We start from the raw sequence: 13,452 nt of genomic DNA, 5'->3' as shown, positions 1-13,452 counted from the left end.
ATCAAAATCACGGCAACGGCAACGGCAACGGCAACGGCAACGGCAACGGCAACGGCTGGTGCCCGAGCACATGCTCGCTACGGCGCGCCATTGCGGCGCACCGCCAAACTCACTTCGCCGGGGCGAAGATCACCTTGGTGCTGACCGCGACTTCGTTCGGGATGATCGAGGTGTCGGCCCAATCGCCGCCGCCCACGCCGAAATCCAGGCGCTTGACGGTGGCCTTGCCGGTCAACACCGGCTTGGCGCCGGCGGCCCAGGTGAAGGTCAGGGTCACCGGCTTGGTCGCGCCGCGCAGGTTGAGGCTGCCGTCGGCGGCGTAGTTGTTGCCGCCCAGGCTGCGGAACTTGGTTGCGGTGAAACGGGCCTGCGGAAACTTGGCGATGCTGAAGAAATCCACGCCCTTGAGGGTGTCGTCGCGCTCGCTGTTCTTGGTGTTGGCGCCGGCCAGCGGGATCACCACGTCGAGCTTGGAGGTGTTCAGCTGCGCCGGATCGAAGCTCAGGCGGGCGGTGAAGCCGGGGAAGTTGCCGGCGAAGACTTCGCCCTGGTACTTGGTGGCGAAGGTCAGGCTGGAACCGGTCTGCTGGACGTAGTCGGCGGCGAGCGCGGGCGCGGTGGCGGCGAACAGCAGGCCGGCCAGGGCGAGGGATTTAATCGGCATCGGGGTGCTCCGGAACTTGCGAGAGAGATGGGGAAGGCGAGGCGGCCAGGACCGGCTGCGGTTTGCGACGGCCCGGCAGCATCCGCGTCAGGGTGGCGTCGTTCTGGAACAGGTGGTGATAGAAGGCGGCGCCGGCATGCGCCAGGACCAGGACGAGCAGCAACCAGAAGCCGTATTCATGGATGTCGTGGCTCAGGCGCGACAGGTCTTCGCTGCGTTCGGCGATGCGCGGCAGGTTGAACCAGCCGAAATACTGCAGCGGGTAACCGGAAGAAGAGTTGAACACCCATCCGGAGATCGGCAGGGCGAACATCAGCGCGTACAAGGCCCAATGGGTCAGCGAGGCGATGCGCTCCTGCCAGTGCGGCGTGCCCGCGACCGGGCGCGGGGTGCCGGCATACAAGCGCCACAGCAGGCGCAGCACGACCAGGCTCAACAGGGTCAGGCCCAGCGACTTGTGCAGCGCGTAGATCTTGATCTTCGACGGGCCGTTGCTCATGTCGGTCATGGTCAGGCCGATGATGGCGATGGCGGCGATCAACAGCACGACCGCCCAGTGCAGCAACTGGCTGATCGGACCCCAGCGGTCGGCGGTGTTCTTGAGAGTCATCGGCGGGGCTCCGGTTCGGGCGTGGCTGCGCTGGAAGAGGGGTCGGGCGGGGTGTCGGTCGGCGAAGGCGGCGGGCCTGGGTCGGGAATCGGTTCGCTGTCGGCCGGGGCGCCGGGCTCGGCATCGAGGTGTTGGTTGCGCACCGCTTCGGCTTCGATGCGCAGCTCGACCTCGTCGCCGATCACCGATTTCCAGGCGTCGATGCCGAACTCGGCGCGGCTCAGGCGCGCGGTCGCCGAGAAGCCGGCGGTATGGCGGAACGGCGGCAGCGGATGGCGCTTATAGGCATTCAGACGCACGTCCATGCACAGCGGGCGGGTGACGCCGTGCAGGCTCAGGGCGCCACAGACCCGGGCCCGGTCGGACGGGTGTTCGCCCTCGCCCGGCAGCGGCTCGACGGTTTCGGAAACGAACCGGGCGAGCGGGTGGCGCTTGCCGTCGAGCAGGTTGGCGGCGAGGGTGGCGGCGTTCCACTTGGCGTCGCCGAGGTCGAGCCGGGCCAACGGCACACTGACCTCGAGCTTGGCGCTGCGCCAGTCGTCGCGGTCGAACAACAAGCTGCCGCTGGCGCCGGACACGGTGCCGATGGCCTGGGAGAAGCCGGCATGCGAGACCGCGAACATCACCCGCGTGTGCACCGGGTCCAGGCCGTAGCGCTGCGGCTCGGCCGCGTGCGCTGCGGCCGCTGCCAGCGCGAGCGGCAGGACGGCGAGCGCGACGGGGACGACGGCGCAACGGCGGGTGAGAGGCATGACAGCTCCGGCAAGGTTCGGGAGGATTCTAGGCACAGCCGCGCAAAGTCGTGTCTAAGCACGCGCAACGATCCGTTTCGACCGCCTGCCCGCCCGGGAGTTCGGCCTCCGCGAGGCCTGCCTCTTGCTTCGTACAGGCGGTATCGCCGAGCCTAGTGCCCGACGGAACGAACAAGACGGGCGCTGGGACGCCGCGTTCCACCCGGGGAAGGAACCGAATGCTGCGAGCGCTGCTAACCGCCTGCCTGTGCCTGGGCGCCTCTTGGGCGGCCGGGGCGGCCGTGCCCGAAGTGCCGCGCGCGCGCATCATCGGCGTCGCCGACGGGCTGCCGTCGAGCAAGGTCAACGGCATGGCCTTCGACCACGCCGGCTACCTGTGGCTGGCCACGACCGACGGCCTGGCGCGCTACGACGGCATCGGCATGAAGGTCTGGCGGCATACGCCCGGCGACCCCGCTTCGCTGCCCGGCAACGACCTGACCCTGGTTTCGGTCGACGATCGCGACCGCATCTGGGTCGCGGCCGAGGGCCGCGGCCTGAGCATGATGGACAGCAAGCGCGAAGGCTTCGTCCATTACCGCCAGGCCGAGCGACCCGAGATCGGCAGCGACGACACCTTCGCTGTCGCCAGCCGCAACGGCGAGGTCTGGTTCGGCACCTACGGCGGCGGCCTGCACCGGCTCGACCGCGACGGCCGCATCACCCGATTCGCGCCCAAGCCCGGCGACCTGCGCAGCCTGCCGGCGGAAACGGTGCTGTCGCTGGCCTACGACGGCCGCGGCGATCTGTGGGTCGGCACCTTCAAGGGGCTGGCGCGCTGGACCGGCAGCGATTTCGAACGCGTCGCCGTGCCCGGCGAAGAGCCGGCGCCGTGGATCTTCTCGGTCACCCCGGTCGGCGATCAACTCTGGGTCGGCACCAAGACCGGCCTGTACCGGCGCGAAGGCGACGGCCGCTGGACCGATCCCGACTATTCGGTGATGTTCGGCCATCTCAATGCGGTGCTGACCCTGGCGCCCGATCGCGGCGGCAACTTCTGGCTCGGCACCCAGCGCAGCATCTGGCGGGTTGCGCCGAACGCGGTGCCGGTGCCGGCGACGCTCGGTCCTGCGCGGCCGGCGCGTCCGGTGCAGCAGATCGTCGGCCAGGAAGACGGTTCGTTCTGGTTTCCGTTCGCGGGCACCGGCGTGGGCTATCTGCGTTCGGACTGGCGCCGCATCGCCCAGTACTCGCGCGAGCGCGGCACCTTGTCGAGCGAGCTCTATCCCTCGCTCGCCCCGTCGGCGAGCGGCGGGCTGTGGCTGCTCGGTGCGCGCGGCGAAATCGAACGTCTCGGCGCCGACGGCGTGGTCGAGCCGGTCAGCGACGGGCCGCACGATTCGATCGGTCACAGCGTGCCCAATGCCGCGGTCGAAGATCGCAAGGGCCGGCTGTGGGTCGCGACCAGCCGCAACAGCGTGGTGCGGATCGACCCTTCCGGCGTTTGGCGCGACTGGACCGTGGACACGCCCGAACCGGCGCTCAACGGCGAACCCGAGCGGATGCTGATCGCGCGCGACGGCACGCTGTGGATTTCGTTCCTGACCCAGGGCCTGCAGCAGCGCGACACCGACACCGGCAAGGTCTTGTCGACGATCCTGGTCGGGCCCGACCAGGGCATCGGCGTCGGCGACCTGGGCTCGATGAAGCTCGCACCCGACGGTGTGCTGTGGGTCGCCTCGGGGCAGGGCATGTTGCGTCACGATGCCGCCGGCAAGCGCATGCAGGCGGAGCAAGGCCTGCCGCGCGAGCGCGTGTTCGGCTTCGTTTTCGACGCTGCCGACAGTCTGTGGCTGCAGACCCTCAAGGGACTCGAGCATTATCGCCGCGACGGCAAGCAGTGGCGCCTGCAAGCGCAGATCGGCGTCGCCGAAGGCATTCCCGCGGTCGAAGCCACAGATCTGTTCCGCGACCGCCTCGGCCGGATCTGGATGCCGACCTCGCGCGGTCTGTTCCGCTGGGACCCCAAGCACCGGCAGCTGCGTCACTTCGGTGTGCAGAACGGCATGAGCAGCCAGGAATTCATCCGCCGCGGTTCGACCATGACCCCCGGCGGCGTGCTCGCCTCGGCGCTGTCGGACGGCAGCGTGGTGTTGGTCGATACCGAACTGGCCGACCCGCCTCCGCGCCAGCCGCGGCTGCAGTGGCATCAGCTCGACGTGCGCCGGCACGGGCGCTGGGTGCCGTTGCCGTTGCAGGGCTCGTCGCTGCCGGCGGGGGCGACGCGCGCGGCGCGCTACGCGACGATTCCGTCGCTGGCGCCGGACGACCGCGAGATGCGTGTGCAATTGCGCTTGCTGTCGTTCGACGATCCGCAGGCGAATCGTTACTACACCCGCCTGGAAGGCTACGACAGCGATTGGGTGTCGGTCGGCAACAGCGGCGAGCGCGTGTTCGCCGGGCTGCCGTCGGGCAGTTACGTGCTGCATGCGCGCGCGGTCGACGCCAACGGCAATGCTGCGGTCGAGCGCACCCTCGAGTTCAACGTGCGCCCGCCGTGGTGGCGCACGCCGCCGGCGCTGGCGGCGTTGGCCGGGCTGGTCGCCTTGCTGGTGTGGTGGATCGCCGCCTCGTACCGGCGCCGCCTGCAACGCCGGCTGTCCTGGCAGGCCGCCGAGCACGAACGCGAAGTCGCCAAGCAGGCCTCGCTGGCGAAGACCCGTTTTCTCGCCACCCTCGGTCACGAGGTGCGCACGCCGATGACCGGCGTGCTCGGCATGAGCGAGTTGCTGCTGGATACGCCCTTGAACGAGCGCCAGCGCGGCTACACCGAATCGATCCTGCGTGCCGGCCAGCATTTGCTGCGCCTGGTCAACGACGCCCTGGACTTGGCTCGGATCGAATCGGGCAAGCTCGAACTCGCCGACGAGTCCTTCGATCTGCGCGCCCTGATCGAACAGGCCGCCGAACTGATGAGGCCGCTCGCGCAGCAGCGCGGGCTCGCCTTCGAAGTGCTGATCGCGCCGAGCGCGCCGCGCGGCCTGCGCGGCGACGCCAGCCGCGTCTGCCAGATTCTGTTGAACCTGCTCGGCAACGCGATCAAGTTCACCGAACAAGGCAAGGTCAGCCTGATCGTCGACGCGCTGGCGCCGCAGGGCGTGCGTTTCGAGGTCGCCGACACCGGCCCGGGCTTGAACGAAGAACAGAAGGCGCGCTTGTTCCGCCGCTTCGAGCAGGCCGACGGTGCGCGCACTGCGGCGCGCTACGGCGGCAGCGGCCTGGGCCTGGCGATTTGCCAGGAGTTGGCGGCGGCGATGGAAGGGCATATCGCCGTGCACAGCGAACCCGGCCAGGGTGCGCATTTCGTCTTCGAGCTGCCGTTGCCGAACGCCGAGCCGCCGGTGGGCACGAAATCGCCCGAGACCGCGACGCGTGGGCCGCAGATCGGTCCGCTGGCCTTGCTTCTCGTCGAAGACGACCCGACCGTGGCCGAAGTCATCGCCGGCCTGCTGCGCGCCCAGGGCCATCGGGTGACGCACGTGGCCAACGGCCTGGCGGCGCTCGCCGAAGTCAGTACGGCGCGTTTCGACCTGGCCTTGCTCGACCTCGACCTGCCCGGCATCACCGGCCTCGACCTCGCCCGCCAGTTGCGTGCGCAGGGGTTCGCGGCCCCCTTGGTGGCGGTGACCGCGCGCGCCGACGCCGATGCCGAGCCGCAGGCGAGCGAGGCCGGCTTCGATCGCTTCCTGCGCAAGCCGGTGACCGGCGCGATGCTCGCCGACACCGTGGCCGCGGTGCAGGCGGCGAAGCATTGATTTCGGCGGCGTCGGCACGGACGCAATCGTGACACGATGCGCAGTTGCGGCCCGCGCATACTGTTCCGGGAGTTTCGATGAACCGGACGGATGTCGCACAATGAGGCGCGCTTGCGCCTGCGGTAAGCCGTTGCGACGATAGCGCTCGACCGCACCGGGGGCTTCGCTCGCGGTCCAGGAGGAACCCGTGCTGGGACGTTGTCTGTGTCTGCTGATGTTGCTGTTCGCCATGCAGGCAGAGGCACGCCTTCCCGAAACGCCGCGTTTCCGCCGTTACGGCCAGGAACAGGGGCTGCCGAAGTCGGTCGTGAGCATGGACCTGGACCGCCAGGGCTATCTGTGGATCGCGACCGAAGACGGCCTGGCGCGCTACGACGGCGTCGAATTCACGGTCTGGCGCCACATCATCGGCCTGTCCGGTTCGCTGCCGGACAATATGATCGAAGACGTCTACGTCGATGGCCGCGACCGCGTCTGGGTCGCCAGCCGCGACGGCCTGAGCTGGCTCGGCAGCGATCGCAAGGAATTCGTCCGCGTCGTCTTCGAAGGCCAGGACGCTTCGTGCAGCGACGATGTCTCCTACATGACCGGCACCCCCGACGGCGCGATCTGGACCGCGACCTACGACGGCGAGATGTGCCGCATCGACGCCGATGGCCGCTTGTCGCGCTACACCCCCGGCGTCGGCGCCGGCGAACGCCTGCCGCCGGGGCCGGTGACAGCGTTGCTCAGCGACGATCGCGGCCGCTTGCTGGTCGGCACCATGCATGGCCTGGTGCGCTTCGAGCGCGGCCGCTTCGGCCCCATCGGCCGCGACGAGACCGCCGGTGTGCGCATCGGCGAGCTGTCGCGCGAAACCGACGGTTCGATCTGGGTCGGCAGCCAGCGCGGCCTGTTCCGGTTAGGCACCGACGACCGCATGACCCCGGCGCCGTGGGCGCTCGGCGAACAGACCACCAATGCCATCGTCGTCGGCGATCAGTCCGGCGGACGCTGGATCGGCACCACCGCCGGCCTCTACCGCGTCGACCGCGACGGCGAGGCGCGTTTGTTGCAGGACGATGCCGGCGACGGCATCTGGGATCGCCGCAGCGGCCTGCAGCAGATGCTGCGCGACGGCGAAGGCGGGCTGTGGCTGGTGACCTATTCGCAGGGGCTGGTTTATCTGCCGCCGGACTGGAATCGTTTCGCTTCGATCACCTCGGTCGGCGGGATCCAGATCGACCGCCTCGACGTGCGCGACATCGCGCCCGACGGCGAAGGCGGTTTCTGGATGCTGTCGGCGACCGACCTGTATCGCCTGCGCCGCGATTCGCGCGTGCTGGAAGCGGTGGCCGACAACCAACAGCTCGGCCTGAAGTGGATGCATACCCTGTATCTGCGGCCCGACGGCAAGCTGTGGATCGGCCATTCCAGCGGCTTGAGCCTGTTCGACCCGGCTACGCGCCAGGCGCGCAACTGGCCGTTCGGCGCCGGCGAACTCGGCACCACGGTGTGGTTCCTGCACGAACTGCCCGACGGCGGCCTGTGGCTGTGGTTCTCCGACGGCAGCGCGCGCCGCTACAGCGCCGCCGGCGAGCGCCTGCCGTCCGGCGAGATCGAGCGCGTGTTCTCCACCGCCGGTTTCACCACCAGCGCGGCGACCTTCGTGGTCGGCCCCGACGAGCAGCCCTGGTTCGCCGGTACCGCCGGTTTGCGGCGCTGGGACGGCAAGCGCTTCGTCGCCGTGCCCGGCGGCGCGTTCGGCGACGTCCAGGCGATGGCCTTCGCCGGCCCGCATCGGTTGTGGATCGCGCGCAACGGCGCGCTGGAGTCGTATCGCTGGGCCGAAGGCCAGCTTGCGTTCGAGCAACGCATCGACAACAGCGCCGGCTATCCCGACACCAGCGTGTCCGGCTTGCTGGTCAGCGACGCCGGCATGGTCTGGGCGACCACCTCGCGCGGTTTGCTGCTGGTCTCGCCGAAGGACAAGCGCCTGCGTCTGTTCGGTCTCGGCGACGGCATTCCCAACGTCGAGTTGAACCGCACCGCGCCGCAGCGCGGCGCCAAGGGCATCGCCGCGACCCTGTCGCTCGACGGCCTGGTGCTGTTCGACCTCAATACGCCGTTCCCGCGTTCGCGGCCGCCGCGGCTGTCGCTGGAAAGCCTGAGTGTGCGCCGCGAAGAGGACGAGTGGTCGTTGCCGGTCCAGCGCGACACCGTGCAACTGGAATCCGACGATCGCGATTTCCGCGTGGTCGCGCGGCTGATGTCCTTCCTCGATCCGCGCTCGCACACCTACCGCTTCAAGCTCGGCGGCTACGACCCGGACTGGATCGAACAGCGCGCCAACGGCGAGCGCGTGTTCTCGCGTCTGGAGCCGGGCGAATACCGATTGCAGGTGAAGGCCGCTGGCGCCGACGGTATCTGGTCCGATCCGGTTGCCTTCACCCTGCACGTCAAGCCGCCGTGGTGGCGCGCGACTTGGGCCCAGGTAGGTTTCGTATTGATCGCCTTGCTGCTGCTCGGGATCGGCGCGCTGGTGTACCGGCGCCGCCTCGGCCGCCGCAGCGACTGGCAACTGGCCGTGCACAAACGCGAACTCGCCGAACAGGCGTCGTTGGCGAAGACCCGGTTCCTCGCCACTCTGGGACACGAGGTGCGCACGCCGATGACCGGCGTGCTCGGCATGAGCGAGTTGCTGCTGGACACGCCGCTCGATCCGCGCCAACGCAGTTACACCGAGGCGATCCGCCGCGCCGGCGAACACTTGCTGCGGCTGGTCAACGACGCCCTTGACCTGGCCCGGATCGAATCGGGCAAGCTCGAACTCGAAGACCGGCCGTTCGACCTGCGCGGGCTGGTCGACGAAGTCACCGGGCTGATGCAGCCGCTCGCGCGTCAGCGCGGGCTGGCCTTCGATGTCGTCATCACTTCGAGCGCCCCGCAGGGCCTGCGAGGCGATCCGAGCCGTGTCTGCCAGATCCTGTTGAACCTGCTTGGCAACGCGATCAAGTTCACCGAACACGGCAAGGTCAGCCTGATCGTCGACGCGCTGGCGCCGCAGGGCGTGCGTTTCGAAGTCGTCGACACCGGCCCGGGCTTGAACGAAGAACAGAAGACGCGGCTGTTCCGCCGCTTCGAACAGGCCGAAGGCGCGCGCACCGCCGCGCGTTACGGCGGCAGCGGCCTGGGCCTGGCGATCTGCCAGGAGCTGGCCGCGGCGATGGAAGGGCATATCGCGGTGCAGAGCGAACCCGGACAGGGCGCGCGCTTCATCTTCGACGTGCCGCTGCTGCCGGTGGCGCCGCCGCCGCCGAGCACCGATTCGGAGGCCGAGCCGACGGTGACGCGCCGTTCGCAACCGCGCGCGATCCTGCTCGTCGAAGACGACGCCACCGTGGCCGAAGTCATCGCCGGCCTGCTGCGCGCGCAAGGCCATCGCGTGACCCATGTCGCCAACGGGCTGGCCGCCCTGGCCGAAGTGGCGACGGGGCATTTCGATCTGGCCTTGCTCGATCTCGACCTGCCCGGGCTCAACGGCCTGGACCTGGCGCGGCAGTTGCGCACGCAGGGTTTCGAGCGGCCGCTGATCGCGGTGACCGCACGCACCGATCCGGATGCCGAGCCGCAGACGCGCGAGGCCGGCATCGACCGCTTCCTGCGCAAACCGGTGACCGGCGCGATGCTGGCCGAGGCGGTCGCCGCGGCGATGGGGCACGCGCCGCCCGAGTAAACGCCGCGGCCGCGGGCGGATGGGCGACGGAGTTGACTGCGGCCGCGCTTGCGCGAGAACACACACATTGCGACGATCCCGGATCGCCGCGCGTTGTGGCGAGGGAGTTCGGATGCGGCGCACTATTCGATGGCTGTTCGCGCTGACCGTGGCGGCGCTGTCCTGCGTGGCGTTGTTGCCCGGCCTGATCTCGACCGCCATGGCCGGCCTGCCCGAGACGCCGCGTCCGCGCCAGCTCACGGTGGCCGACGGCCTGCCGTCCAACACCGTCAACCGTATCGCCGAAGATCGCCAAGGCTATCTGTGGCTGGCCACCAGCGAAGGCCTCGCCCGTTACGACGGCAGCGGCTACCGGGTCTGGCGGCGCGAACAAGGCCTGCGCGACAACTTCCTGTGGGCGGTGCACGTCGATGCGCGCAACCGGGTCTGGATCGGCACCAGCCAGTCCGGCCTGGCCATGCTCGACGCCGACCGCAAGCAGTTCCGCTACTACGACCGCGCCAATACGCCGGCGCTGGGCGACAACAACATCTGGTCGATCGCCTCCACGCCCGACGGCGCGCTGTGGTTCGGCACTGCCCACGGCGGCCTGCACCGGATGGCGGCCGACGGCGGCATCACCCGTTACGTGGCCCGCGAAGGCGATCCGCGCAGCCTGCCCAGCGACGGCATCGCCAATCTCAGCGTCGCCCCCGACGGCACGCTGTGGGTGAGTACGCTGGCCGGCGCGGCGCGTTGGACCGGGCGCGATTTCGAGCGCGTACCCGACAAGGCGCTGACCTCGGTCATCGTCAACACCATCACCTTCGAGAGTGACGGCACCGCCTGGTTCGGCACGCCGCACGGCGTCGGCGTGCGCCGTCCGAACGGCCGTTACGAAGCGCAACCGTGGGCGCGTTTCGCCCCCGGCAAGACCATCATCGACGTGCTGCGCCGCGATCGCAGCGGCCAGTACTGGTTCGATCTGCCCGAAGGCCTGGGCATCGGCAACGCCGAAGGGGTCGCGGTCGTGCCCTTGTTCAGCAGCACCAGCCAGGGCTTGGTGCGGCCGAACTGGTCGGGCGCCTACGAGGATCGCGAGGGCGGCCTGTGGTTCGCCAGCAACGGCCACGGCCTGTGGTATCTGCCGCCGAACTGGCGCCAGTTCTCGGTGCTGACGCGGCGCATCGACGACCCCGCGACCCTCGGCAACGCCAGCGTGCGCGGCATCGCCCCGGCGCAGGGCGGCGACATGTGGCTGGTCGGCAGCGGCGGCGTGCTCGACCGCCTCGATCCGGAAACAGGGCACGTCGTGCATGTCGCCAAGGGGTTCAGCGGCAACCTCGGCCTGGACCGGGTGCTGCAGGATCGCGCCGGCCAGGTCTGGGTGACTTATTACGGCGGCCTGGCGCGCATCGATCCGGCCACCGGCGCGTACCGCAACTGGAGCCTGGACAGCGTCCGCGATCCGACGATCGGCGGCACCACCGCCGAGTTGGTCGAAAGCCAAGGTCTGATCTGGCTGCTCGGCAGCGACGGCGATCTGCAGGCGCGCGATCTCGACGGCCGCGTGCGCGAGTCGTTCGCCTTCGGCGAGCGCGGGCTGCCGAAGGACGCGGTCCTCGAACAAAGCGGTAACGGCCCCGATGGCGCTTTGTGGGTTTCCAGTTCGCAGGGATTGTGGCGCTGGGACGCCGCCGCGCGCCGCTTCGAAGCGGTGTCGGGTTCGCCGAGGCAGCCGGTGCATGCCTTCGCCTTCGAAGGGCGCACGCGGGTGTGGGCGGCCGGTTTCGGCACGCTGGAGGCCTATCGCTGGGACGGCGTGCGCCTGCAACGCGAGTCGAGTCTTGGCGCTCGCGCCGGTCTGCCGTTGACCGAAGCGCGCGGCCTGATCGTCGATAGCGCCGGCTTGGTCTGGATGACCACCACGCGCGGCCTGGTGCGGGTCGACCCGCAACAGCGTTCGGTACGCGTGTACGGGGTCAAGGACGGTTTGCCGAGCCAGGAATTTCTGGAACGGCCGCGGGCGCGTCCGAGCGACGGCCGCATCCTGGTCGGCAGCCCGGAAGGCCTGATCCTGTTCGATCCGGCGGTGGTGCGGCCGATCGACCGCGCACCGCCGCTGATCATCGAGACCATCGAAGTGCGGCGGCGCAACGAGCGCATCGCGTTTCCGGTGGCGAATGCGGCGGCCGCGGTCGCTGCTGTCGAGCGCGCACCGATCGCGTTCGAAGGGATTTGGTCCGATGGCGTTCCTCCCGTAGCGACGGTCGACGGCATCCATCCGATTACGACCGCCGACGGCATCGCGCCCATTACGATCGCCGACGGCATAGCGCCCATTACGATCGCCGACGGCGATCGCGACCTGCGCATCGTGGCGCGGCTGTTGTCGTTCAACAATGCACAAACCAACCGTTACCGGTTCCGGCTCAGCAACTACGATCCCGGTTGGGTCGATGTAGGCGCCAGCGGCGAACGCAGCTTCTCGCAACTCGCGCCCGGCGACTACCGCCTGGAAGTGAAGGCCAAGAGTGCCGACAACGTGTGGACGCCGGTGCAGGTCATCGCTTTCCATGTCGATTCGCCGTGGTGGTGGAGCCCCTGGGCGATCACCGGCTTCATCGCCCTGGTGCTGTCGCTGCTCGGCCTGCTCTGGTTCGCCTACCGGCGGCGTGCGCGCCGCCGCCTGGCCTGGCAACGCGCCGAACACGAACGCGAAGTCGCCAAGCAGGCTTCGCTCGCCAAGACTCGCTTCCTCGCCACCCTCGGCCATGAAGTGCGCACGCCGATGACCGGCGTGCTCGGCATGAGCGAACTCCTGCTCGACACCCCGCTCGACGACCGCCAGCGCAGCTACACCCTAGCGGTGCGCCGCGCCGGCGAGCACTTGCTGCGCCTGGTCAACGACGCGTTGGACCTGGCGCGGATCGAATCGGGCAAGCTCGAACTCGCCGACGAAGCCTTCGACCTGCGTGCGCTGGTCGAGGAAGCCAGCAATCTGATGGCGCCGCTGGCGCGCCAACGCCGCCTCGCGTTCGAGATCGACATCTCATCGGGCGCGCCGGCGGGTTTGCGCGGCGACGTCAGCCGGGTCTGTCAGATCCTGCTCAACCTGCTCGGCAACGCGATCAAGTTCACCGACGAAGGCAAGGTCAGTCTGCGCGTGGAAGCGTTGCAGCCGCAGGGCGTGCGCTTCGAGATCGCCGACACCGGCCCCGGCCTCAACGAAGAACAGAAGAACCGCTTGTTCCGCCGCTTCGAACAAGGCGACGGCGCCCGCACCGCGGCGCGCTACGGCGGCAGCGGCCTGGGGCTGGCGATCTGCCAGGAACTGGCGGCGGCGATGGATGGCCACATCACCGTCTACAGCGAACCGGGGCAGGGCGCGCGTTTCGTCTTCGACCTGCCGTTGCAGAACGTCACGCCGCCGTTGCGCAGGCACGACGAATCCGCGTCGATCGCCTACGCCGCGCCGCTGTCGCTGTTGCTCGTCGAAGACGATGCGACCGTCGCCGAAGTCATCGCCGGCCTGTTGCGCGCGCAGGGGCATCGCGTTGCCCATGTCGGCAACGGTCTGGCGGCGTTGACGGAAGTGGCGACCGGGCATTTCGATCTGGCCTTGCTCGATCTCGACCTGCCCGGCATCAACGGCCTCGACCTGGCCCGCCAGCTGCGCTCGCAGGGTTTCGCGCAGCCCTTGATCGCGGTGACCGCACGCGCCGATGCCGACGCCGAACCGCAGGCCACTGCGGCCGGCTTCGATCGTTTCCTGCGCAAGCCGGTGACCGGCACCCTGCTGCGCGAAGCCATGGACGCGGTGCTGTCGCGCAAGACGGGCGGCTGAGTTCAGCCTGGACGACTGCGCTTAGCCCCTCTCCCGTTCACGGGAGAGGGGGTGGGGTGAGGGCACCAGGTCGGCGCGAACCCTCACCGAT

At 69.4% G+C, this 13,452-nt stretch carries 6 protein-coding genes; 3 read left to right on the top strand and 3 right to left on the bottom strand.

Annotation, left to right across the window (positions count from 1 at the left end):
• Positions 1-109 precede the first annotated feature (109 nt).
• Genes EX88_RS0105385 through EX88_RS0105375 form a run of 3 tightly spaced genes read right to left on the bottom strand, consistent with a single transcriptional unit; the run spans position 110 to position 2,026 of the window.
• Positions 110-664 (bottom strand): YceI family protein, encoded by a 555-nt coding sequence (locus EX88_RS0105385; RefSeq protein ID WP_031370983.1) that lies wholly within the window; start codon positions 662-664, stop codon positions 110-112.
• Positions 654-1,274, bottom strand: a complete 621-nt coding sequence (locus tag EX88_RS0105380; protein WP_081930640.1) for a cytochrome b — start codon at positions 1,272-1,274, stop codon at positions 654-656. Before EX88_RS0105380 ends, EX88_RS0105385 begins: the two co-directional genes overlap by 11 nt.
• Positions 1,271-2,026 (bottom strand): YceI family protein, encoded by a 756-nt coding sequence (locus EX88_RS0105375; protein ID WP_051884549.1) that lies wholly within the window; start codon positions 2,024-2,026, stop codon positions 1,271-1,273. The genes EX88_RS0105380 and EX88_RS0105375 overlap by 4 nt, the downstream gene beginning before the upstream one ends.
• Positions 2,027-2,244: 218 nt before the next feature.
• Here EX88_RS0105375 and EX88_RS0105370 point away from each other — a divergent pair, with 218 nt between their 5' ends.
• The 3 genes from EX88_RS0105370 (at position 2,245) to EX88_RS0105360 (ending at position 13,361) form a co-directional block, all read left to right on the top strand.
• Positions 2,245-5,820 carry a hybrid sensor histidine kinase/response regulator gene (locus EX88_RS0105370; RefSeq protein ID WP_051884547.1) on the top strand — a complete coding sequence of 1,192 codons (3,576 nt, stop codon included), beginning with the start codon at positions 2,245-2,247 and terminating at the stop codon, positions 5,818-5,820.
• 187 nt (positions 5,821-6,007) lie between these two features.
• Positions 6,008-9,535, top strand: coding sequence for a sensor histidine kinase (locus tag EX88_RS0105365; protein WP_031370979.1), 3,528 nt, complete (start codon positions 6,008-6,010; stop codon positions 9,533-9,535).
• A gap of 112 nt (positions 9,536-9,647) precedes the next feature.
• Positions 9,648-13,361 carry a hybrid sensor histidine kinase/response regulator gene (locus EX88_RS0105360; protein WP_036148123.1) on the top strand — a complete coding sequence of 1,238 codons (3,714 nt, stop codon included), beginning with the start codon at positions 9,648-9,650 and terminating at the stop codon, positions 13,359-13,361.
• Positions 13,362-13,452: the final 91 nt, after the last annotated feature.

The organism is Lysobacter antibioticus (assembly GCF_000731095.1).
Taxonomy (GTDB): Bacteria; Pseudomonadota; Gammaproteobacteria; order Xanthomonadales; family Xanthomonadaceae; genus Lysobacter; species Lysobacter antibioticus_B.
The sequence above is the reverse complement of the archived record's forward strand: the minus strand, read 5'-3'. Positions and strand labels throughout refer to the sequence as shown.

Excerpts from the sequence above, each read along its gene's own strand:
- EX88_RS0105385 (WP_031370983.1), bottom strand. The coding sequence starts at position 664 with ATGCCGATTAAATCCCTCGCCCTGGCCGGCCTGCTGTTCGCCGCCACC.
- EX88_RS0105380 (WP_081930640.1), bottom strand. The coding sequence starts at position 1,274 with ATGACTCTCAAGAACACCGCCGACCGCTGGGGTCCGATCAGCCAGTTG.
- EX88_RS0105375 (WP_051884549.1), bottom strand. The coding sequence starts at position 2,026 with ATGCCTCTCACCCGCCGTTGCGCCGTCGTCCCCGTCGCGCTCGCCGTC.
- EX88_RS0105370 (WP_051884547.1), top strand. The coding sequence starts at position 2,245 with ATGCTGCGAGCGCTGCTAACCGCCTGCCTGTGCCTGGGCGCCTCTTGG.
- EX88_RS0105360 (WP_036148123.1), top strand. The coding sequence starts at position 9,648 with ATGCGGCGCACTATTCGATGGCTGTTCGCGCTGACCGTGGCGGCGCTG.